The sequence below is a fragment of the Gardnerella sp. DNF01151 genome (assembly GCF_049244235.1).
Taxonomy (GTDB): Bacteria; Actinomycetota; Actinomycetes; order Actinomycetales; family Bifidobacteriaceae; genus Bifidobacterium; species Bifidobacterium swidsinskii.
Map to the genome: position 1 here is coordinate 907,061 of NZ_CP058389.1, position 22,457 is coordinate 929,517.

Annotated in this window: 23 protein-coding genes; 22 read left to right on the forward strand and 1 reads right to left on the reverse strand. The window is 41.5% G+C overall.

Going from position 1 to position 22,457, the window contains the following annotated elements; all coding sequences use genetic code 11:
* Positions 1–10: 10 nt before the first annotated feature.
* From HXT37_RS03815 to HXT37_RS03870, 12 genes are all read left to right on the forward strand, one after another.
* Positions 11–313 (forward strand): hypothetical protein, encoded by a 303-nt coding sequence (locus HXT37_RS03815; RefSeq protein ID WP_421779285.1) that lies wholly within the window; start codon positions 11–13, stop codon positions 311–313.
* Positions 306–1,436, forward strand: a complete 1,131-nt coding sequence (locus tag HXT37_RS03820) for a DUF2800 domain-containing protein (protein ID WP_421779286.1) — start codon at positions 306–308, stop codon at positions 1,434–1,436. The genes HXT37_RS03815 and HXT37_RS03820 overlap by 8 nt, the downstream gene beginning before the upstream one ends.
* A 4-nt stretch (positions 1,437–1,440) precedes the next feature.
* Positions 1,441–1,989 carry a DUF2815 family protein gene (locus HXT37_RS03825; RefSeq protein WP_004117141.1) on the forward strand — a complete coding sequence of 183 codons (549 nt, stop codon included), beginning with the start codon at positions 1,441–1,443 and terminating at the stop codon, positions 1,987–1,989.
* A 225-nt stretch (positions 1,990–2,214) separates the two neighbouring features.
* Positions 2,215–5,118: a DNA polymerase gene (locus HXT37_RS03830; protein WP_421779287.1), complete on the forward strand. Its 2,904-nt coding sequence runs from the start codon at positions 2,215–2,217 to the stop codon at positions 5,116–5,118.
* Between the two features lie 97 nt (positions 5,119–5,215).
* Positions 5,216–6,007: a phage antirepressor gene (locus HXT37_RS03835; protein ID WP_065189430.1), complete on the forward strand. Its 792-nt coding sequence runs from the start codon at positions 5,216–5,218 to the stop codon at positions 6,005–6,007.
* A complete protein-coding gene (locus tag HXT37_RS03840) occupies positions 6,000–6,374 on the forward strand; it encodes a hypothetical protein (RefSeq protein WP_421779288.1) in 375 nt (124 codons plus the stop codon). The genes HXT37_RS03835 and HXT37_RS03840 overlap by 8 nt, the downstream gene beginning before the upstream one ends.
* Complete coding sequence (locus HXT37_RS03845; RefSeq protein ID WP_421779289.1) at positions 6,361–8,580, forward strand: phage/plasmid primase, P4 family; 2,220 nt, start codon at positions 6,361–6,363, stop codon at positions 8,578–8,580. Before HXT37_RS03840 ends, HXT37_RS03845 begins: the two co-directional genes overlap by 14 nt.
* Positions 8,581–8,978: 398 nt before the next feature.
* Positions 8,979–9,314 carry a hypothetical protein gene (locus tag HXT37_RS03850; RefSeq protein WP_020758835.1) on the forward strand — a complete coding sequence of 112 codons (336 nt, stop codon included), beginning with the start codon at positions 8,979–8,981 and terminating at the stop codon, positions 9,312–9,314.
* A complete protein-coding gene (locus HXT37_RS03855; protein WP_421779290.1) occupies positions 9,286–9,576 on the forward strand; it encodes a VRR-NUC domain-containing protein in 291 nt (96 codons plus the stop codon). The genes HXT37_RS03850 and HXT37_RS03855 overlap by 29 nt, the downstream gene beginning before the upstream one ends.
* A complete protein-coding gene (locus HXT37_RS03860) occupies positions 9,557–10,996 on the forward strand; it encodes an SNF2-related protein (RefSeq protein ID WP_421779291.1) in 1,440 nt (479 codons plus the stop codon). The genes HXT37_RS03855 and HXT37_RS03860 overlap by 20 nt, the downstream gene beginning before the upstream one ends.
* Positions 10,956–11,384, forward strand: a complete 429-nt coding sequence (locus HXT37_RS03865) for a sigma factor-like helix-turn-helix DNA-binding protein (RefSeq protein ID WP_421779789.1) — start codon at positions 10,956–10,958, stop codon at positions 11,382–11,384. The genes HXT37_RS03860 and HXT37_RS03865 overlap by 41 nt, the downstream gene beginning before the upstream one ends.
* Before the next feature lie 143 nt (positions 11,385–11,527).
* Positions 11,528–13,849: a glycoside hydrolase domain-containing protein gene (locus tag HXT37_RS03870; protein WP_421779292.1), complete on the forward strand. Its 2,322-nt coding sequence runs from the start codon at positions 11,528–11,530 to the stop codon at positions 13,847–13,849.
* A 72-nt stretch (positions 13,850–13,921) separates the two neighbouring features.
* Here the strand turns inward: HXT37_RS03870 and HXT37_RS03875 are convergent, their stop codons facing one another.
* Positions 13,922–14,320, reverse strand: a complete 399-nt coding sequence (locus HXT37_RS03875) for a hypothetical protein (RefSeq protein WP_032842297.1) — start codon at positions 14,318–14,320, stop codon at positions 13,922–13,924.
* 73 nt (positions 14,321–14,393) lie between these two features.
* Here HXT37_RS03875 and HXT37_RS03880 point away from each other — a divergent pair, with 73 nt between their 5' ends.
* From HXT37_RS03880 to HXT37_RS03925, 10 genes are all read left to right on the forward strand, one after another.
* On the forward strand, positions 14,394–14,753 hold the full coding sequence (locus HXT37_RS03880; protein ID WP_033888731.1) for an HNH endonuclease: 360 nt from the start codon (positions 14,394–14,396) through the stop codon (positions 14,751–14,753).
* Between the two features lie 158 nt (positions 14,754–14,911).
* A complete protein-coding gene (locus tag HXT37_RS03885; RefSeq protein WP_421779293.1) occupies positions 14,912–15,463 on the forward strand; it encodes a P27 family phage terminase small subunit in 552 nt (183 codons plus the stop codon).
* Between the two features lie 11 nt (positions 15,464–15,474).
* Positions 15,475–16,260: an S-adenosylmethionine synthetase N-terminal domain-containing protein gene (locus HXT37_RS03890; protein WP_421779294.1), complete on the forward strand. Its 786-nt coding sequence runs from the start codon at positions 15,475–15,477 to the stop codon at positions 16,258–16,260.
* Positions 16,261–16,274: 14 nt separating this feature from the next.
* Entirely contained in the window at positions 16,275–17,510 is a 1,236-nt protein-coding gene (locus HXT37_RS03895) for a site-specific DNA-methyltransferase (RefSeq protein ID WP_421779295.1), read from the forward strand.
* Between the two features lie 98 nt (positions 17,511–17,608).
* Positions 17,609–18,259, forward strand: coding sequence for a virulence protein (locus HXT37_RS03900; protein ID WP_421779296.1), 651 nt, complete (start codon positions 17,609–17,611; stop codon positions 18,257–18,259).
* Positions 18,243–18,407: a hypothetical protein gene (locus HXT37_RS03905; RefSeq protein ID WP_421779297.1), complete on the forward strand. Its 165-nt coding sequence runs from the start codon at positions 18,243–18,245 to the stop codon at positions 18,405–18,407. Before HXT37_RS03900 ends, HXT37_RS03905 begins: the two co-directional genes overlap by 17 nt.
* Before the next feature lie 163 nt (positions 18,408–18,570).
* Positions 18,571–18,855 carry a hypothetical protein gene (locus HXT37_RS03910; protein WP_032839407.1) on the forward strand — a complete coding sequence of 95 codons (285 nt, stop codon included), beginning with the start codon at positions 18,571–18,573 and terminating at the stop codon, positions 18,853–18,855.
* 149 nt (positions 18,856–19,004) lie between these two features.
* Complete coding sequence (locus tag HXT37_RS03915; RefSeq protein WP_075523004.1) at positions 19,005–19,229, forward strand: DUF7678 domain-containing protein; 225 nt, start codon at positions 19,005–19,007, stop codon at positions 19,227–19,229.
* 124 nt (positions 19,230–19,353) lie between these two features.
* Positions 19,354–20,946 carry a terminase large subunit gene (locus tag HXT37_RS03920; RefSeq protein ID WP_421779298.1) on the forward strand — a complete coding sequence of 531 codons (1,593 nt, stop codon included), beginning with the start codon at positions 19,354–19,356 and terminating at the stop codon, positions 20,944–20,946.
* 11 nt (positions 20,947–20,957) lie between these two features.
* Positions 20,958–22,205 carry a phage portal protein gene (locus HXT37_RS03925; protein WP_421779299.1) on the forward strand — a complete coding sequence of 416 codons (1,248 nt, stop codon included), beginning with the start codon at positions 20,958–20,960 and terminating at the stop codon, positions 22,203–22,205.
* The last annotated feature ends 252 nt before the right edge of the window (positions 22,206–22,457 follow it).

The window sequence follows — 22,457 nt, forward strand, 5'->3', positions numbered from 1 at the left end:
AGGAAAAACCGTGAAAAACGAAATCATGAAAGAAGTCATCAAAGACTTGGAAAACTTAACAGCTCATCTTAAAGCACTGTTTGATGAGCCTAGCGTTGGTAAGGAAAAACCATCTAAACCAGTAGAGAAACCAAAGCAGAATACAGTCAGTCTTGAGCAGGTGCGAGCGGTTTTAGCAAAGCTTAGCCAACATGGTAAAACCGCGGAAGTAAAAGCGCTTATCGTCAAGTTCGGAGCTAACAAGCTTTCAGAACTTGATGAAAGTAAGTACGCTGAGCTTCTTGAAGAGGCGAAAGGTATGACAAGTGACTAAGCATGCTTTACTTTCCCCATCTTCTGCTCATAGGTGGATTAAGTGTACTCCGAGTGCTGTTTTAGAAGAAAAGTTTGAAAACACTACTTCTGTGGCGGCTGAGGAAGGAACGGCGGCACACGCGTGGTGTGAGTACAAGCTGAATAAGCTTCTTAACCGTCCGTGTGAAAAACCGTCAACAGAGTATGACTCAAACGAGATGCAGGAATGCTCGGATGCTTACGTGGATTTCGTAATGGAAAAATACGAGCAGGCAAAACTTAACTGCCAAGATCCTATCCTTCTCATAGAGCAGAAAGTTGATTTTTCAGCTTACGTGCCTAGTGGGTTTGGTACAGCGGACTGCATTATTGTAGGCGAAAAAACTCTGCAGGTTATCGACTTTAAGTACGGTCAAGGCGTGCTGGTTGATGCTTACGAGAATCCTCAGATGAAATGCTACGCTCTTGGAGCTTTAACGCTTTTCGACAGCTTGTACGAGATTCAAACTGTTGAGATGAGTATTTTTCAGCCAAGACGTGACAACGTATCAACTTTCACACTACCTGTCGCGGAGCTTATTTCTTGGGCTGAAAGCGTGCTTAAACCTAAAGCAGAGCTTGCTATTAAAGGCGAAGGTGAATTTGAAGCCGGTGACTGGTGCAGGTTTTGCAGGGCAAAAGCCACGTGCCGTAAACGGGCGGAAGAAAACCTTAAACTTGCAGAATTTGAGTTCAAACCGCCTTCTGTTTTAACAGATAGTGAGATTGAAGAAGTACTCACGCTTATCCCACAGTTAACTAAGTGGGCTGATGATGTTTTAGCGTACGCCACAGATTCCGCTATAAACCATGGTAAAGAGTGGAGCGGTTTCAAACTCGTGGAAGGACGTTCAGTTCGCAAGTTTAAGGATGAGACAGCTGTTATTGAGAAAGCGAAAGCTCATGGCTTTACCGACATTTTCAAAACTAGTCTTATCGGTTTAACGGAAATGCAAAAGCTGATGGGCAAGAAAAAATTTGAGGATATTCTGGGCGACCTCGTTATAAAACCGTCTGGAAAACTTACGCTCGTACCCGATTCGGATAAGCGGGCAAAAGTCAATGTAACAAATGTAAATCAAGAATTCAAAAAGGAGAATTAGTACTATGTCTAAATTAAATAACACGAAGGTTATCACTGGTAAGAACACGCGTCTTTCCTATTTCAATGGTTGGGAGCCAAAGTCTATTAACGGCGGCCCTGAAAAATATAGTGTTTCACTGCTTATCCCTAAAAGTGATGTTGAAACAGTAAACGCTATTGAGAAAGCTATTGATGCTGCGATTGAGGAAGGTGTCGGCAAGTTCGGCGGTAAGAAACCAAACAAGGCTGCTCTTAAAACACCACTGAGGGACGGGGATATTGAGCGTGATGATGAAGCGTATAAAGGACATTACTTCATTAACGCGAACTCAACCACGGCTCCGCAGATTGTAGACAAACAGGTAAAACCAATCATGGACCGTAGTGAAGTGTATTCAGGCTGCTATGCGAGGGTTTCCATCAACTTCTACGCTTTTAACTCTAACGGTAATAAGGGTATCGCTTGCGGTCTTGGCAATATTCAAAAAATTCGAGACGGTGAGCCGCTCGGCGGACGTAGTCTCGCAACTGATGATTTTACGACTTTAGAAGATGATGATTTTCTAGCATAAGGAGCGTGAGTTAATTATGGAAATTGTTATAGCGGTTTTTATTTCAGTGTTTATAGGAGTATTACTTCTTGATTTCACGGTAAAGAAACTCGTGAGTCTTTACGTTGATATTAAACACATTCTAAATAGGAATTAGAAGATTCCTGAAAATAGGATTTAGAAGATTCTATAAGTGGGGTGGCAGGTTTTCTGTCACCTCTTTTATAAGCTTGGAGGTGATGTAATTTGGAAAATTTGAGTGTGGATTTGGAAACGTTTTCGAGTGTAAATCTTGGTAAATGTGGGGTTTACAAGTACGCAGAATCAGAGGATTTTGAAATACTGCTCTTTGGCTACAGTGTGGACGGTAGTGAAGTTCAGGTCGTTGACTTAGCACAAGGTGAAACCATACCCGAGGTTGTGCTTTCTGCTTTAACGGATGAAACGGTGACCAAGTGGGCGTTTAACGCTCAGTTTGAAAGAGTCTGCCTATCACGCTACCTGCGAGATAAAGGCATCAATGTTAACCCTGGTAAGACAGTGAAAAGTGAAGGCTTGTTTTTAAACCCCTGCTCCTGGCATTGCACAATGATCTGGTCAGCCACACTGGGACTTCCCATGTCGCTTGAAAACGTGGGAACAGTACTGGGGCTTGATAAGCAGAAACTAACTTCGGGTAAGAATCTTATTAAATACTTCTGCCTGCCGTGTAATCCTACGAAAGTAAACGGTGGAAGAACAAGAAACAAGTATTTCCACGATAAGGAAAAATGGGAGCAGTTTAAATCGTATAACAAGCGTGATGTGGAAGTTGAGATGAGTATTCAAGAAAAGCTCTCACGCTTTCCCGTGCCAGACTTTTTATGGCAGGAGTTTTATCTCGACCAAACTATTAACGATCGTGGGATTGAAATAGATTCTCTTTTCGTTGATTCAGCTATAAAACTCGACCAGGAGGTGAAAACGCATCTCGTGAGTGAGATTAAACATGTTACAGGTTTAGAAAACCCGAATTCAGTGTTACAAATGCGCTCTTGGCTTAAAAAGCATGGTCTTGAAATGGAGTCGCTTGGTAAAAAAGAAGTCGCTAAAGAGCTTAAAACAGTGGGTAAAGAGTTGGCGGAAGTGTTGCGGCTTCGTCAGCAGCTTGCTAAATCATCGGTGAAAAAGTATACGGTGATGAAAAACGCTGCATGCATGGATTATCGGGAGCGTGGCATGTTTCGCTTCTATGGTGCAAACCGTACAGGAAGGTTTGCGGGAAGGCTCGTGCAATTACAAAACCTGCCACAAAACCATTTTCCTGATCTAGCGGAGGCTAGAAGTCTTGTTAAACAAGGAAATGTTGAAGCGTTGGAAATGCTTTATGAGGATATTCCGGATACTTTATCCCAGCTTATTCGCACTGCTTTTATTCCACGCACGGGATTTAAGTTTATTGTCGCGGACTTTTCAGCGATCGAAGCGAGAGTCTTGGCTTGGCTTGCAGGTGAAAAATGGCGTATGCGAGTATTCGAGGAAGGTAAAGACATTTACTGCTCGTCAGCCTCTCAAATGTTTGGCGTACCTGTTGAAAAGCATGGAGTAAACGGGCATTTGCGGCAGAAAGGTAAGATAGCGGAACTTGCTTGTATTGCTGAAGGTGAACTTGTACTCACAGATGAAGGGCTTGTTCCAATTGAAGAAGTCACTACAAAACAAAAAGTGTGGGACGGAGAAAACTGGGTCAACCATAACGGAGTTGTTTTTAAGGGTGTAAAGGAGGTAATCGAGTATGAAGGACTTAGAGCAACACCGGACCATCTCGTCTGGGTTAAAGGGAAACCGAAGCCAATACGGTTTATTGAATCCGCCATCTGCAAAACACATCTCATACAAACCGGAGATGGTCGGAGAACAATACGGCTGGGTGAAAATCATCAGTGCAGAGAAACACTGGAATCAAAAGCAAAACCACTGTTATGTATTGACACAATGCGTAGGGTGCGGAAGCGTTCAATGGCAGGACTTAAACAGTCTAAAGTCGGGCAAATCAAAAGGGTGTCAAGCTTGCTCGCAGCCGAAACAAATACCAATATGGCTAGAAAAGCGGCTAAGTGCTGCGAAACAGCGATGCATCAATCCAAGAGATCCAAATTACAAAAACTATGGTGCAAGAGGGATAAAGTGGTGCTTCCATTCTGTTTTAGAAGCAGGCTTGTGGATTTTACAAGAGGTAGACAATGTGCAAAAAGACTGGGAATTAGATCGGATAAATACAAACGGCAACTACGAAAAAGGAAATATCCGCTTTGTTCCAAGAATAGTCAATCAAAACAACAAGCAGAACGCTATCCTAACACGGTGGGAGCAACAATATTGGCCATACGCAAGATCGGTAGTTACAAGAATGTTATCGAAAGGAATGGGCAGAGAAGAAATCATATCAAGAGCAAATACAGCTGTAGTGCAACACAGAAAAAACTGGCGTTTAATCGAAGCAAGGCTCGAGTTTATGACATACGAAATGCCGGACCAAATCATCGTTTTACCGTATCGGGAAAGCTCGTGCATAACTGTGGCTACGGTGGTGCAGTAGGAGCATTAAAGGCAATGGGTGCTCTTGATATGGGTTTACATGAAGATGATTTGCAACAGTTAGTTAATGATTGGAGATCTGCTAATCCACATATTGTTTCATTGTGGTGGGATGTGGACAGAGCGGTAAAACAGTGCGTACACGAACACGCATCTGTTCGAACACACAATATTATGTTCACTTACAAAAGTGGGTTTCTTATCATCAAACTGCCTTCAAAAAGATGCCTTTACTATGTGAAACCACGTGTGGAAGAAAACAAGTACGGTGGCGAATCGGTCACCTATGAGGGTGTGGGATCTACTAAAAAATGGGAGCGGCTGGAAAGCTACGGGCCTAAATTCGTAGAAAACATTACGCAAGCTATAGCTCGTGACATTCTACTTTACGCCATGCAAACACTGAAAGAATATCGCATCGTCGCGCACGTGCATGATGAAGCCATTATCGAAACCGATAAAAGCGTGAGTGTTCAAAGCGTGTGTGAGCTAATGGGAAGAACACCACCTTGGGCAGAAGGTTTACTTCTTAGAGCTGACGGCTACGAGTGCGAGTTTTACAAAAAAGATTAAAAAAATTTTAGGAGCAGGGTTAAAAACCTGCTCTTTTTCTTTGCCTGTGATTTAGAAGGTAATACCGCCTTCAGAAAAAATCATAGGAGGTAATTTTATGAATGAATTACAAGTATTTAAGAATGTAGAGCTTGGCTCTGTTCGCACAACAGTAGTAGATGGTATCCCATATTTCGTGGGCAAGGACGTGGCTGAGATTCTTGGTTATCGTGATACATCTGATGCACTGAAAAGGCATGTAGATGAAGATGATAAGCTGACTCGGTGTTTCACCGACTCAGGTCAGAACCGAGAAATGTATGTTATTAACGAGTCTGGTTTATACAGTCTTATTCTTAGAAGTCAGCTCCCTAAAGCGTGTCAGTTTAAACGATGGGTTACATCACAGGTTCTTCCAAGTATCCGTAAGCACGGCATGTATGCGACAGATGAGCTTATCAACAATCCTGATATGGCTATCGCTGTTTTTAACGCATTGAAAGAAGAGCGTTCTAAAAGAGAAGCGTTAGAGCTTACGACTGCTGTGCAAAAACAGCAGATAGCTGAGCTTAAGCCGAAAGCCAGCTATTACGATGTTGTGCTTAAATGCAAAGACATAATCTCTATGCGTGTGATTGCAAAAGATTATGGCAAGTCAGCACAGTGGATGAATAACTTTTTGCATGAACTCGGTGTGCAGTATAAGCAGTCTGATATCTGGCTTTTATATCAAAAGTATGCCAATCAGGAATATACGAAATCTCGCACAAATACATACGAGGATTCTAATGGTGTTACACACTCAAAAATGCATACTTATTGGACTCAGAAAGGCAGGCTTTTCATCTATCACCTCATGACACAACACGGTATCTACCCGTTGATTGAACAGGAGGCTAAAGATGAGTAAGTCTTATAAAAAACATTTAGAAACAACACCGAATTTTAAGCCTATCGTCTACATTTGTGCTCCCTACCGTGGAGATAAGGAAAGAAACGTTAAGCATGCTATCCGGTGTGCGGCTTACGCGTATTTGCATGGAGCAATCCCTATCACTCCACACCTGCTTTTCCCGTTTATGGATGATGAGAATCAAAAGCATAGAGGGGATGCGATGTTTATGGACATTATTCTCTTAGGCAAGTGCAACGAGCTGTGGGTGTTCGGGGAGAAAATCACAGGCGGCATGCAAGTAGAAATCAATCTGGCTGAAAAACGCAAGCAGCCGATTAAGTATTTTACGGATAAGGATTTGGAGGTGAATGTTGATGCTTGAGTGCAAAATTTATACAGCTTCCTGTGTTGGAAACAGTAGTAACTGCTTGTATCCTGACGAAGTAAAAGTCTGTGATCGAGATAGTTTTAATAAGGCTATCTCTTTTGACCATGTCACAGCACAGTTTACTAACAGTTATAGGTCTAAAGATAATTTCATTTCATCTACCTGTATTCCGATGGACTGTGATAACGACCATTCTGATGTTGGTAAAGACTGGGTGACACCTTTTGATGTTGCTTTAGCGTTTCCGAACGTGTGCTTTTACGCGTCTTATAGTAGAAACCACATGAAAGACAAGCATGGGAAGTGTGCAAGACCACGTTTTCACGTTTATTTTCCAATTGAAGAAGTAAGCGATGCTAAAGCTTATGTGGAGCTTAAAACAAGGATTCAATCAGTATTCCCGTATTTTGACAGTAATGCTCTTGATGCTGCACGTTTTCTCTACGGTGTTAAAACTCCGCTGGTAGAACTTTATGAGGGTGAAAAAACAGTCGTTGATTTTCTCTCGGAAGAAGCTTTTGGTGAATTTGATGCAGGAACAGAAGAAATACCATCAGGGCAGAGAAACTCTAGGCTTAGTCATATTGCAGGAAAACTCATCAAACGTTATGGTGCGACAGATGAAGCGCATGAGAAGTTTTTGAGGGAAGCTGAGCGGTGTAATCCTCCTTTGCCTGATGCAGAATTATCTAAAATCTGGTATTCGGCTAAAAAGTTCGGGCTTAAAGTAGCAAGTCAGGAAGGTTATATTCCGCCTAGCGAGTATGGCAAAAGCTATGAGGAGTATAAGCCGGATGATTTAACGGATATTGCGATGGCTGAGGTTTTTGCCAAACATAACAAGAATAAGGCTGTTTATACGATGTCTGCAGGCTGGCTTTACTGGACGGGCAAAAAGTGGGAAGCGTCTGAGCTTAAAGTTATGAAACTTTACATGCTTATTGCTAAAAAGGTTTTGAAGAATGCCGGTGTTGAGTTTAAGACAGCTTACGAACAGTTCATTCAAGCCGAATCATCAGGTGATAAAGAGCAGGCGGATAAAGCAAAGAGTGAAGTGAATCGAGCAAAACAGTATCTTTCGTTTGCTAAGAAGATGAATGATCACAGTAAAGTGTCCGGAATATTAAAGCTTGCTAAATCCATGCTGGAAGTTGCAAACGAAGAACTGGACCGTGATGCTTTCATTCTAAACACGCCTTGCGGAATCGTGGATTTAAAGACTGGAGAGCTAAAAGCACATGATCCGTGTTCGTACTGCACGAAAATGACCGCTGTTTGCCCTTCACGGGACAACGTGGGATTGTGGCAGACAACGCTTGATATGGTTACCGCAGGTGATAAAGAGTTTCAAACATTTCTTCAAAGCCATGCGGGTAGTACGCTTATAGGTCAAGTGTTTGAAGAATCGCTTTTGCTAGTGTACGGGTCAGGCGGTAACGGTAAGTCGACCGTGTTTAACGCGGAAGCACATGTGCTTGGAGATTATGCGGGGAAAATACCTGCAGAGTCTTTAACCACTCGGGCTAAAAACGTGAAAGTGGATTTAGCGGAGCTTTGCGGTAAAAGGTTTATTCTTGCCTCTGAAACTGAGGAAGGACAAAGGCTTTCTATTTCCATGCTGAAACAGATAGCAAGCGTGGATGATATTTCAGCTGAGAGGAAATATTATGCTCCTTTTACGTTTACACCAAGTCACTCAACTATTCTCTACACGAACCATCTGCCGAAAGTCGGTTCGAACGATAAGGGAACGTGGCGGAGAATCTTTGTCGCACCGTTTACGAAAGAAATCAAGAATCCGAAAACAGACTATGTTGATGAACTTTTGCAAAAAGCGGGTGGTGCAATACTTCAATGGATGATTGAAGGAGCCAAGCTTTATATCCAAAACAGTTATAAATTCCCTACTTGTAAGGTGGTAGAGCAGGCTAAGGACGCTTATCGGGCTGAAAACGACTGGATAGGCCATTTCATCACTGATTATTGCATTAAGGGCGTGAATGAAACGGAGATGAGTAGGAGTCTTTACTTGTCTTACCGTCAGTGGGCAAACCTTAACGGTGAATATGTTAGAAACGATAGGGATTTTTCTAAGGCTTTACTGTTAGCGGGTTATAGCAAAAAGCGGACGGGTAAAGGCTATCAGTGGTGTGGGCTTTCCATTAATCCGAATTTGCAGGCACAGGAGGATTTTCTTTGATGTAAAGCACGGTAAAACTGAAAGATACTTCCTGAAAAATGTATTGGCGTGTAGGCAAATGTTTCGTATGGTAAAAACCGGGTTCAGAGAAAAATGTTCTATAGGATTTTTTCATACACGAAAATAGTCTTTGCCTACACGCTACCATGCACGTTTTCAAGAAAGAAAAGCCTGATAAATAGGGGTTTTGTATTGTAGTGTACCCTTTTTCTTTACTTTTTATATAAGAAGAAAAAAATAAAAGAAATATAAGTATATATAGAGAAAAGTAAAAGATGGGTCTAAAGCATACATGGCTACACAAATAACATTCGCCTGATGTAAACGGGCAAAACCAACGAATGAAACAACACTATCCAATAAATGAAAAATAAGATTTGAGAAAGGTGGAATAAACCATGATTAACAAACAAGAGAGAACAGTAGAAACCTACAAGCAAGCAGGAGCAGCAATGCGACTGACTAAGAGTCTGATTAACCAATTAGTGGTTGATATCAGTCCGCTGCTTTTAGCGAAAGATCAAGACAGACTGTTAAAAGCCATGAACATGATTGATGAAGTATCTTCGCATGCTGAGGACAACATGTTCAAAGATCACCCACAGTTAAACAATCACTATATTGACGTGTTTTACGGTGATGTTTCCGATGAGCCGAGAAACGAAGTTGATAAGAAAATAATTGAGATGGCAAAAGAGGTATCTGATGGGCTTTTTACGAGAAAAGGAAACTGAGCGAAAACTCGTCCGTGATGTTAAAGCTGCGGGAGGACTTTGTTTAAAGCTTACGAGTCCTTCTGTTGACGGGCTTCCTGACAGGCTGGTTTTACTCAACGGCGGCAAGATTGGTTTTGTAGAGCTTAAAGCACCAGGTAAAAAGCCTAGAGTTTTACAGCTGAAACGGATGAAGGATTTACAGGCTTTAGGTTTTAAGGTTTTCGTGGTTGATGAGACAAGTCAGATTGGAGGTATGATTGATGCGATACGAGCCACATGAGTATCAAAAGTATGCGACTGATTTTATTATCACACACCCAGTGTCAGCGGTTTTGCTTGAAATGGGACTTGGTAAGAGTGTGATAAGTCTTACAGCGATTAACGACCTGATGCTTGACTCGTTTGATGTTTCTAGCACACTGGTTATCGCTCCTCTTAGGGTTGCAAACACTACATGGCCTTTAGAATTAGAAAAGTGGGAGCATTTAAAACACCTGACTTATTCTATTGTGACGGGCAGTGAGAAGGAGCGGATTCAAGCACTAAAAACGCCTGCTCACGTTTATATTATTAACCGTGAAAACGTGGAGTGGCTGATAATGAAAAGCGGCCTGCCGTTTAATTTCGACATGGTTGTGATAGATGAGCTTTCAAGTTTTAAATCGTACCAGGCGAAACGTTTCAAAGCATTACTGAAGGCTAGGCCGAAAGTTAAAAGGATTGTAGGTCTTACAGGCACGCCTTCTTCTAACGGGCTGATGGATTTGTGGGCTGAGTTTAGGCTGCTTGATATGGGTCAAAGGCTAGGCCGTTATATTACGTATTATCGGCAGAACTTTTTTAATCCTGATAAGCGTAACCAGCACATGATTTTTTCCTACAAGCCTAAAGATGGTGCTGAGAGTTTAATCTATAAGCAGATAGCTGATATTACGATTTCGATGAAGTCAAAAGACTATTTGAAAATGCCAGCGTGTGTGATAAACGAGGTGAAAGTAGAGTTATCCGGTAAGGAGCGAAAACTCTATGATGAGCTGAAACAGGATATGGTGGTGTCGTTGGAGGGTAAAGAGATTGATGCGATTAACGCAGCGTCTCTTTCAAATAAGCTTCTTCAAATGGCAGGCGGCGCGGTTTATAACGAGAAAAAAGAAAGCGTTCATATTCATGATCGTAAGCTTGATGCTTTAGAGGATTTAATCGAGGCTGCTAACGGTAAACCGGTGCTTGTAGCTTACTGGTTTAAGCATGATCTTGAGCGGATTAAGAATCGTTTTAACGTGCGTGAGATTAAAACGAGTGCTGATATTGCTGACTGGAATGCCGGCATGATTCCTGTGGCGTTGATTCACCCGGCTTCTGCAGGTCATGGTCTTAACCTACAGGCTGGCGGTTCAACTCTTATCTGGTTTTCCCTGACTTGGAGTTTGGAACTTTACCAACAAACAAACGCCAGGCTTAACCGTCAGGGTCAAACCGACACGGTTGTAATCCATCACATCATCACTAAGAACACGATTGATGAGGATGTGATGAGGGCTTTAAGCATGAAGGCTAAAGTGCAGGATGCTTTAATCGAGTCGGTTAAAGCAAGACTATCAATTAACGAAGTGAGGGAAAGGGGTTCTAGAGAGAACTTACCTCAAAATGGAGGTAAGAATGAACAAAAAAGAATACTTACGGCAAGCCTATCTTCTTGATAAGCGGATTAAAGCTGACATGGATGAGGTAGTAAGACTGCGTGAGCTTGCTACAAGTGTTTCTTCATTAAGATACGACCGAGAGTATGTGCAGACGACTCGAAGCGTGGAAGCTCCGTTTGTGAAAGCTCTTATAAGGGTTATGGATTTAGAAGCAAAGATTAACATGGAGATCACGCTGCTTATCAGTTTGAAAGAGCAGATTTTGGATGTGATTTCTAAACTTGAAAGCGTGGATGAGCAGATGATTTTACGCTACCGTTACATGAGTAACATGACGTGGGAGGATATTGGTAAAGAACTCCATGCTAGCAGAATGACGATTATAAGAGGGCATGGGAAAGCGTTAGAGCACATAGTTTTACCAGATAATCTAATCCAAATCTGAAAAAATGGTACGGTTTGGTACGCTCTGATACGAGATGTTACAGCCTTCTATATGGTAGTATATAGTTAGCAAAAACTGTAAATACTAAGCCTTGAAAGAGTAATCTTTCAGGGCTTTTTTCATGCCTAAAAGGAGGGCACAACATGGATCAGATGGTATTGCAAACACAGCAATGGTTAAACAAAACCTATGGTGATAAGCCTGGGTTTGGTTCAGTTATTACTGATGGGAATACTGGTTGGGATACAATTAATGGGCTTATTCGTGCTTTGCAGATTGAGCTTGGTATAACAGCAACAGCAAATAATTTTGGTGCTGATACAACACGGAAATTTAACGAACGTTATCCGCACGGTGTTAAACAACAAGATGATAGTGATGAGTCGAAAAGTAATGTTTACTCTATTATTCAGGGTGCTTTATGGTGTAAGGGTTATTCGACAAGTAATAATATTACGCAACACTTTTATAGTGGAACGGGGCGTGCTGTTAAAGAGTTGAAGAATGATATGGGTATTGGTGGTGATTCTACAGTCACAATTGATGTAATGAAAGCTCTTCTTTCTATGCAACAGTTTGTTTTACTAAATCGTTACGGTGGTACTGGCGTTGTTAGAATTATTCAACAAACTGTTAATCGAACCTATAAGGATTATACTGGTATCATTCCTTGTGACGGCTTGTATGGTCGAGAAATGAACACTGCACTTATTCAGATTTTACAGTCGTTAGAGGGTTATTCGCCTGATGATGCCACGGGCAATTTTGGACATGGTACACGACGTAATTTGAAAACTATTAGCAGGCAAAACGCTTCTTCCTATGGTAAGTGGGTGTGGTTAGCAAAAGCTGTACTTAATTGTATTAGATATGATTGTCTTCAAAATGAGAATTGGGATGATGATTTTGCTGAGCAACTCACCAAATTCCAGAAAGACTATAAGCTTCCAGTCAGCGGAGCACTTGATGTTAACACGTGGATGTCATTGTTAACTAGTAAAGGCAATCCAGACAGAAAAGCAAAAGCATGCGACACACGTTTTGAAATTACTTCGGAATTACTCAATACTCTTAAACGTGATGGATATGAAATTGTTGGACGTTATTTAACAGGTGGCTCGTTTAAAGAAATCCGTGAAGGTGAGCTGAAACGTATTGTTGACGGAGGCTTGAAATATTTCCCTATTTTCCAAGAAAATGGTCGTAACCTTAGCGACTTTACGTATCAAAAAGGTCTTGAACACGGTAAGAAAGCTAGTGAAGCAGCATTATCTAAAGGCGTACCAGCAACAGTAATCTATTTTGCGGTAGACATGGATATTTATGATTATCAGATTGATAGTAACATTATTCCTTATTTTAAAGGTATTAATGAAACTATTGATTCTCGTTACTCAGTGGGCATTTATGCGTCACGTAATGTGTGTACAAGGATATCTAATGTAGGGTTGTCTGTTTCTAGTTTCGTATCAGATATGTCTACTGGTTTTAGTGGCAATCTGGGATTCCCAATTCCTAAAAACTGGAACTATGATCAATTCCATGAAATCTCAGGATATGGCGGTAAATGGGACTTAGACAAAGTTGCTTACAATGGGAAAATACCAGCCTGTAATAGTGTGCTATCATCTCAGAAATATCAGCAAGACGAAACTCAATTTATTAAATGGGTGACTACAACAGAAAAAGAGTGTTTGAAAGCGTTTGAAGGTATTTTTAACCCATTGATTGCATATCGATTTGCGGTTGGCCAATATATTCTTGAATACCTGCGAAAACCAGAATATTGGGGTGACAAATACTTTGGATTGTGGAGGCTTTACACTCCAGAACCTAATATCGACAAAAACGATATGGAGTCTCGGTCTGTATGTCATGCTGTATGTTCAAAACAGCCTTCTATTAAGGACAAAGTATCAACTATAGATATTGCTCATATGGCTGCTACTGCCTTAGGCTATATTTGCTGGGGAATACCAGAAAATAAAGGTGATTACAGCTTAGGTGATTTAGGTGGATGGTCGTTAGATTTACTACAAATGTTTGGAAATTATAGGAGGGTTGCCAAAGATCAAGATTTATCGGAGTGGTTAAAGGAGCATTTGGGTAGCAAAACTGATGGACAAGGATTTGGTTACGATGACGTGGTTGCAGACGCAGATGCCTATCTCATTGTTTCTTCCATGAAGAAAGATAATAGTGATACAAGGTTTTCAAAATCTATATCACAGCTATATCAGCATAGTAAGCGTGAAAGAATCAAGATGTTTTATCAAGAACGATTTAATTCGTCTAAAGATAATGTCATTAGTGCCTTCAAGAAACTAGCTGATGGTATAGATTTTGGCCCGTTAAAAAATGTAAATAAAGACCTTTTGAAACAAGCTGCTAAAACTGATGTTTTGCCTACGGTGACGGAAGCCAAGATATTAGGTCAAATGTATGCGGAGTTTATGGCAAGCTAATTATCATATTTCTATAGGCAGAAGGAGTTCATAGCATTTTAATGCTGTGAACTCCTTCTTATTTTGAGTTACTTATTGCGGAGTATTAAAATCAACAACTAAAACTAGGAAGGAAAAGAAAGCAAATAATAAGGAGAAGGCAATTATGAGCAGTGTGAAAATGACTGCTACTACTTTTAATGAGATAAGTATGATCTTTATATATATTGGCTTGTTAGTTTGAGGCAGTTTCTTTGTTGATGTAGCGGTAACGATTTTAAGAACTAGTGATATGCCTAAAAGAAGATAGCCTATACAGCAAATGGATAGCGTTAGCGTATTGGATAGGTTAATTTGCTCTGTAGTTGTAGGCTTATGGACTGAGTATATGGGAAGAAAATGCGTAATGTTTCTTTCTTCTAAAATCACTAAAAGTAATGAGAAAACGCCTAATGCCCAAAGGATATTTGCTACGGTTTTACATTTTTTCATAACAACTACCTGTAAACTATTTTATTTTAACAATTGTATCACAAGTGTAAGCTTCCCGAAGGGAGGATGAGTCTTGCCAAGAAAACCTAAAAGACCGTGTTCTTATCAAGGCTGTCCGAACCTAACTGACGGCAGGTTTTGTGAGAAACACTTAAAACAAGAGAACCGGCGCTACGAAAAATACGAGCGTCCTTATGATGCTCACAAGCGTTACGGCAGAGCATGGCAGAAAGTCAGGGATTCTTATGTGAGAGAGCATCCTTTCTGTGAGCTTTGCTTTAAGAACCATATGCTTGTGCCTGTTGAGCAGGTTCATCATATTAAACCGATTGCTGAAGGCGGAACGCATGAGAGGAATAATCTTATTTCTCTATGCAAATCCTGTCATTCTAAAATTCACGCTAAGCGTGGAGATCGCTGGCATAACAAATAACCCACCCCCTAGGGGGGTTTAAATCTCTACGAGCCTACCCCATGGGGAACGGGCGCAGGGTATTTTGCGTAAAAACAGCGAAATCAAAAGGGCAATAGGGAAAATCAGACACGAAATTTTTTAGTAGTTAAAACTCACGTGGGAAGGAGGCGGAAAGTTTGCCTACAAAATCAAATAATATCGGCGGTCGTGGCGGCAGACGCGTGGGTGCCGGGCGTAAAAAGAAAGCGGTTGTTGAAAAAGCGAGTGAAGGAAACCCTGGTGGCAGGCCTTTAAGCGTTCTTGATATTCCGGAGCTTGAAGGTGCTGAAATGCCTCAGCCTCACGAGTTTTTATCCGCCACGCAAAAAGACGGTACTCAGCTTCAGGCTAGAGAAATTTTCGCTGAAACGTGGAAGTGGCTAAAAGACATTGGTGTTAGCAGTAAAGTCCCGTCTCCTCTTATTGAACGGTATGCGATGAGTTGTGCTCGTTGGATTCAATGTGAGGAAGTAACCAGTAAACTCGGGTTTCTTTCCAAGCATCCGACCACAGGTAAACCGATACCATCGCCTTTTATCAATATTGGTATTAACTACATGAATCAAGCGGTCAGGCTTTGGAATGAGATTTTCCAAATTGTGAAAGAAAACTGTTCGACTGAGTTTGATGGCGTTTCACCCCAAAACGATTTAATGGAACGCCTGCTTATTACACGTAAAAACTTATAAGGAGAAAAATTATGATAGAAAAAGTAAACCCAAGTCACCCGGACAAGATTGCGGATCGTATTGCTGGAGCAATTGTTGATCTGGCTTACAAGCTGGATGAGAATCCGAAGATTGCTGTTGAAGTGATGCTCGGGCATGGTAAGTGTGCCGTGTGTATTGAAAGCACGGTGATGTTTAAGTTTAAGGATATTAAAAATATTATCCACCGTTTAAGCCCTGGGAAAGTAAAGATTGATATTACGGTCGTGCCGCAGGATAAGCATTTAAGCCGAAACCAGGATGGTATGGTTCGCTGCGCTGATAACGGGATTTTTAAAGGCGTACCACTAACAGGCGAGCAGAAGAAACTTTCTGCTATTGCTCGAAAGGTTTATGAAAAGTATCCGTATGACGGCAAGTATGTTCTTGATGGTGAAAAGCTTATCATCTGCCAGTCTCACGCTAAACGAGAAGACTTATTGAAAGAGTATCCGAATGCGTTTGTTAATCCTTTAGGCGACTGGACGGGCGGTATCAACGTGGATACGGGAGCGGTTAACCGAAAACTCGGGTCAGATATGGCTGATGCTGTTACGGGCGGCGGTCTTCATGGTAAGGATCTTACGAAAGCTGATGTGTCGGTTAATATTTACGCGTTTTTGAAAGCGCAGGAGACCGGTCGGGTGGTTGAGTTTTCTTGTGCTATCGGGGATGAAATGGTTGATGGTAAACCGTATGCGCAGATTGTGAAAATTGCGAAAGATTATATTGACTCGGTGGGTGGTTTTGAAAAGCTGGCTTGCTGGGGTCTTTTCTAACGGGAGGAAAGCTTATGGAAAAAGAAATGCAGTATTATTTGGCTGACGTAAGTGAGCTTATCCCGTATGTGAGAAACGCTCGCACTCACTCTGAGGCGCAGGTAGCTCAGATAGCGGCAAGTATTCGCGAGTTTGGTTTTCTATCCCCGATTCTAGTGGCTGAGGATAATACGATTCTCGCAGGGCATGGCAGGCTTGCCGCGGCATTAAAACTGGGTCTTAAAAAAGTTCCGTGTGTGAAAGAAAATCATTTAACTGAAACACAAAAGCGTGCTTATATTATTGCGGATAATAAGCTTTCACTTAACGCAGGCTGGGACAATGAGCTATTAGCTGTTGAGTTGTCGGAGCTCGAAGGAGCTGATTTTAATCTTGATCTTCTCGGGTTTGACGAGGCGGAGCTTTCCAGTATTTTCGATGCTGATAAAGACGTGAGTGATGATGATTTTGATGTTGAAAAAGAGCTGGAAGAACCGTGTTTTTCTAAAACGGGTGACATGTGGACGCTTGGTAAGCATCATGTTATTTGCGGTGATGCTACTAAGTTAGAAACATTTAAGACGCTTCTTGAGGATACTAAAGTGAATCTGGTGGTTACTGATCCGCCTTATAACGTGAACTATGAGGGTTCTGCTGGGAAAATCAAAAACGATAATATGGAGGATGATAAGTTTTACCAGTTTCTTTTCAACTCGTTCGTGAACATGGAGCAGGCGATGGCAGATGATGCGTCTATCTACGTGTTTCATGCTGACACGGAGGGGTTGAATTTTAGAAAAGCATTCCAGGACGCGGGGTTTTATCTTTCAGGTTGTTGTATTTGGAAGAAACCGTCTCTGGTGTTGGGTAGAAGCCCTTACCAGTGGCAGCATGAACCATGTTTGTATGGGTGGAAGAAAAAAGGTAAACACAAGTGGTACGCGGGTAGGAAAGAAACTTCAGTTTGGGAGTTTGAAAAGCCTAAGAAAAACGCTGATCATCCAACCATGAAACCAATAGCTCTTTTAGCGTATCCGATTAAAAACTCGAGTATGACGAACTCGCTTGTGTTAGATCCGTTTGCTGGAAGTGGTAGCACGCTTATAGCCTGCGAGCAGACGGGTAGAATCTGCTACGCTATCGAGCTTGACGAGAAATATTGTGACGTGATCGTGAAACGTTATATTGAGCAGGTTGGAAATGATAAGAGTGTGAAAGTTTTAAGAGGCGGTAAAGAATACTCGTTTACTGAAGTATTTACTAACAAGTAAGACTCGTATTTTATATGAAAAATAGTTTGCAAACGCTTGCTAAAAACCTTCTTTAGAGTGATTTATATATGTACCCGAAAAAATCTAAAGGAGGCAAAATGGAATTAAAATACGGGTTAAAAGGAAAAGATAGGCAGCCGCTTATTAAAGCTATAGAGGATTCTACGGGAGTAAAGGCTGTTTACTTAAAAACTCCGAGTATGTCTTACAAGATAGGTGTTTTCAACATTAGTAAAGATGGTACGGTCACGTGTAGTAGTGAAGAAAATTTAGATGATTTAAAAAACATGTTAGACGCTGACTATGGTATAAGTCTTCCAGTCTGCGCGTGTGATGGTACGCAATGTTTTAGTGTTGAGTTTCCTAAAGATAAGGCTGATGTGGTAAAGCTTAGGAAAATTCTTGATAATAAGGGTGATCTTATTAAAAAAGCGTTAGGAGTGAACAGTCTTAATATTAAGGAAGAAGATGATAAGCTTATTTTTCCTTGGTTTGAGCAGGCTAACCAACCAGGCTTGGCATCCTATGCGAAGTTTATAAACAGTCTTTGTAAAATGAGCGTGGAAATTAAACGCGTAAATAATAGTAAGCATAAGCAGGTTAACGATAAGTATGCTTTCAGATGTTTTCTTCTTAGACTCGGGTTTATAGGAGACGAGTTTAAACAAGACAGGAAAATTATGCTTTCCCGTTTAGAAGGCTCCTGCGCTTTTAGAAACGGGGGTGAGCGTAATGCTGTATGCGAGTGAAGACCAGGCGTACGAGTTGAGTGAAGACTGTCCTACGGGTTCTTTGGTTGAAGAAATTTTCGCGATTTTAGAGCAAGAGAACGAGGTTTTTGTAAAAGCATGTTTGACTGTAGTAGATGATTTTTGGGTGATTATTATTTCCGCATGATTTTAGAAACATTTTAACGGTTTTTAAGAGTAAAAAAATTAGCGAAAACTGGTGGGGAAAAACGTGTAAATACCCGGTGTTTCTTGGCTTAAAAGCTTGCTATTGCGCGCTTTTAGAGTGATATATAGTATCAGCAAAAACACGTGCGCAAAGGAGAAAACCTGTGAAAAAAGAAATTTTACAAAACCTCGCAAACGAAGTTAAAACATGCAGACGCTACGCGCTAAACGCGGTCAAAAAAGCTGAAGAAGGGAAAATTAGTTCGGCTATCAGCATGCTCGATATTGCGCAAACAGCAAAAACCTGCGCCAGTAAAGCTCACGAGGAGCTTTGGAAGGTAAGCGGAGGAAAACTAAACGATACGGAGTTTGAACTGTTTGCGGATGCTGAAACCTTGGACAAGGATATTCAGAAAGCTTATCAAGCGATTCAACAAGCAAGAAGCTAAAAGAAGGGGGGATAGTCAGCCATAGGGTTGGAAGGCTGGAGAAAAATCGTGGAATTATCCGCGATTTTTTCTCGTTTATGGCTTGCTATTGCGTGCTTTTAGAGTGATATATAGTATCAGCAAAAAACACAGAAAAAGGAGAAAAAATCATGTGGGAACAAGATACGCTTAAAGTTGAAGATCAGGTTGTAAGCTACAGTATGAAGGTTTTTGAAGAGCCAAGCGAATATGGGATTAACCAGGGAAGAATTTCCAAGCTTACTTTGAAAAACAATAACAAGGTTATCGCAAACTACGATAGAGGCTGGGACATGATGCCAACAAGCAAGCTTGCAAACGAGGCTTTAGAAATGATCCTCGACGCTAGAAACTAAAAACTTTAAGTTTAGTTAAAAGTAGCAGGGCTTTTAGGCCCTGTTTCTCGTTAAGAAAAACTAAGAAATGATGTGGACGCAAGTAAGCGTCTTTTTTTATGCCTAAAGAAAGGAGGAGCTTAAGTTGGAAAAATACGAGGTTACTAAGTTTAAAAAAGAAGATTCAACGTATAGTAAGGATTTAGCGGATTATGCTGTAAGTTTTATCGAATGTTTAACACACACGAAAGGAACGTGGGCTGGTAAGCCTTTTAAGCTCCTTGACTGGCAGGAGCAGATTATTAGGGACTTGTTTGGCGTGGTGAAACCGAATGGTTACCGTCAGTTTAATACCGCGTATATTGAAATACCTAAGAAAATGGGTAAAAGTGAGCTTGCCGCGGCAGTAGCCTTGCTTTTATGCTGTGGGGATAATGAGGAGCGAGCGGAAGTTTATGGTTGTGCGGCGGACCGTCAGCAGGCAACGATCGTGTTTGATGTGGCGGCTGACATGGTTAGAATGTGTCCGGCTCTTAACCGTAGGGTTAAAATTTTAGCTTCGCAAAAACGTATTATTTTCCTACCAACTAACAGTTTCTACCAAGTATTGTCTGCTGAAGCGTACTCTAAACACGGGTTTAACATTCACGGTGTCGTGTTTGATGAGCTTCACACGCAGCCAAACCGTAAACTTTTTGACGTGATGACTAAAGGCTCCGGGGACGCTCGCATGCAGCCACTGTATTTTCTGATTACCACGGCTGGTACGGATACGCATTCGATCTGCTATGAGACGCATCAGAAAGCAGTGGATATTCTCGAGGGCAGGAAAATTGATCCAACTTTTTACCCCGTGATTTATGGTGCAAAAGATTCGGATGATTGGACGGATCCTAAGGTGTGGAAGAAAGCTAATCCTTCTCTTGGAGTGACGGTTCAAATGGAGAAAGTTAAAGCTGCTTTCGAGTCAGCCCGGCAAAATCCTGGTGAAGAGAATGCTTTCCGTCAGCTTCGTCTTAACCAGTGGGTGAAACAGTCTATTCGTTGGATGCCGATGGAAAAATGGGATGCTTGCGGTTTTCAGGTGAACGAGGAAGAACTTGAGGGCAGGGTTTGCTACGGGGGTCTTGACCTTTCAAGCACTACCGATCTTACGGCTTTTTCGCTTGTGTTTCCGCCTTTAGATGAGTCGGATAAGTTTCGTATCCTACCTTATTTTTGGGTGCCTGAAGACACACTTACCCTTCGAGTGAATCGTGATCATGTGCCTTATGACGTGTGGGAAAAACAAGGGTTTATTAAGACTACGGAAGGAAACGTTGTTCACTATGGGTTTATTGAAAAATTCATCGAAACTTTAGGTGAACGTTTCAATATTCGTGAGATTGCTTTCGACCGTTGGGGTGCGGTGCAAATGGTGCAAAACCTTGAAAACATGGGGTTTACCGTGGTTCCGTTCGGACAAGGGTTCAAGGATATGAGTCCGCCTACCAAGGAGCTTATGAAGCTTGTGCTCGAGCAGAAAATCGCACACGCAGGGCATCCGGTGCTTCGCTGGAATATGGATAACATTTTCATCCGCACCGATCCTGCAGGAAACATTAAGGCAGATAAGGAAAAATCAACCGAGAAAATAGACGGTGCTATCGCAACCATCATGGCACTTGACCGTGCCATCAGATGCGGTAACGCGAACACGGAGAGTGTGTATGACGCTCGAGGAATCCTATTCATGTAAGGAGGTGGGTCGTGAATATTTTTAGTAAAATTTTTAAGAGCAGAGATAAGCCTGAAAACAAGATGTTAGGCGGCGGTTATCGTTTCTTAATGGGCGCGTCCTCGTCCGGTAAGAGGGTGAATGAGCGTTCGGCGATGCAGATGACGGCTGTCTACTCGTGTGTGCGTATCCTGTCTGAGGCGGTGGCGAGCCTGCCGCTTCACGTGTATGAGCGCACGAGTACGGGTACGGCTAAAGCGGTTAAACATCCTTTGTATAAGGTGCTTCATGATGAGCCGAATCTTGAAATGACAAGCTTCGTGTTTAGAGAAACCTTGATGACGCATCTACTGTTATGGGGTAATGCTTACGCACAGATTATTCGAAACGGTAAAGGCGAGGTTTTAGGCTTATACCCTTTAATGCCTGATCGTATGAGAGTTGACCGTGATGAGAGTGGTCAAATTTTTTACGAGTATACGTTAAATGATAGTGATGTTTTAGCGGGTAAAGAAACGAGTGTGAAACTTAAACCTTTTGACGTGCTTCATATTCCCGGTCTTGGTTTTGACGGTCTTGTTGGCTATTCGCCTATTGCGATGGCAAAAAACGCTATCGGTATGGCGATAGCTACGGAAGAGTATGGTGCATCGTTTTTCGCTAACGGTGCTACACCAAGCGGAATCTTGGAATACCCCGGGACAGTAAAAGATCCGTCTGGTATGAGGGATAGTTGGAATAAGGGGTTCTCGGGTTCTAACTCGCATAAGATAGCGATTTTAGAGGAAGGCATGAAGTATACGCCTATTTCTATTTCGCCTAACGAAGCACAGTTTCTTGAAACTCGTAAGTTTCAGATTAACGAGATCGCTCGTATTTTTAGAGTCCCGCCACACATGGTTGGTGATTTGGAAAAATCGAGTTTTTCTAATATTGAGCAGCAGTCGCTGGAGTTTGTTAAATACACGCTGGATCCTTGGGTGGCTCGTTTTGAACAGTCTATTACGAGGCGGCTTTTTACTGATAAGGAGAAAGAAACCTATTATGTGAAGTTTAACGTGGATGGTCTTCTTCGAGGAGACTATCAGAGTCGTATGAATGGTTATGCTACCGCTCGTCAAAACGGTTGGATGAGCGCAAACGATATTAGACAGTTAGAAAACTTGGATAAGATTCCCGCCTGTGAGGGTGGTGACTTGTATTTGATTAACGGTAACATGCTCCCGCTTAACCGTGCTGGAGCGTTCACTGTAATTGGTAGAAATAAGTTAGGTGATTAAGATGAATTTGTGTCTTGATAATATTAATATAACATGTTATATTAATATTATTATAGTATAACTGTTTAGACAGTGGATGAATCATTTAGGCAACGAAGACATAACGAATTATCTTAACGTTAAGCGAAAAATAGAATTTAATCTCTATGGATACTTAGCTAAGATAATATCCTACACTATGAGAGTATACAACAAATTAATAATAGCAGAAAGGATGGAATAATTTATGTGACATTATAAAAAAATCATAAA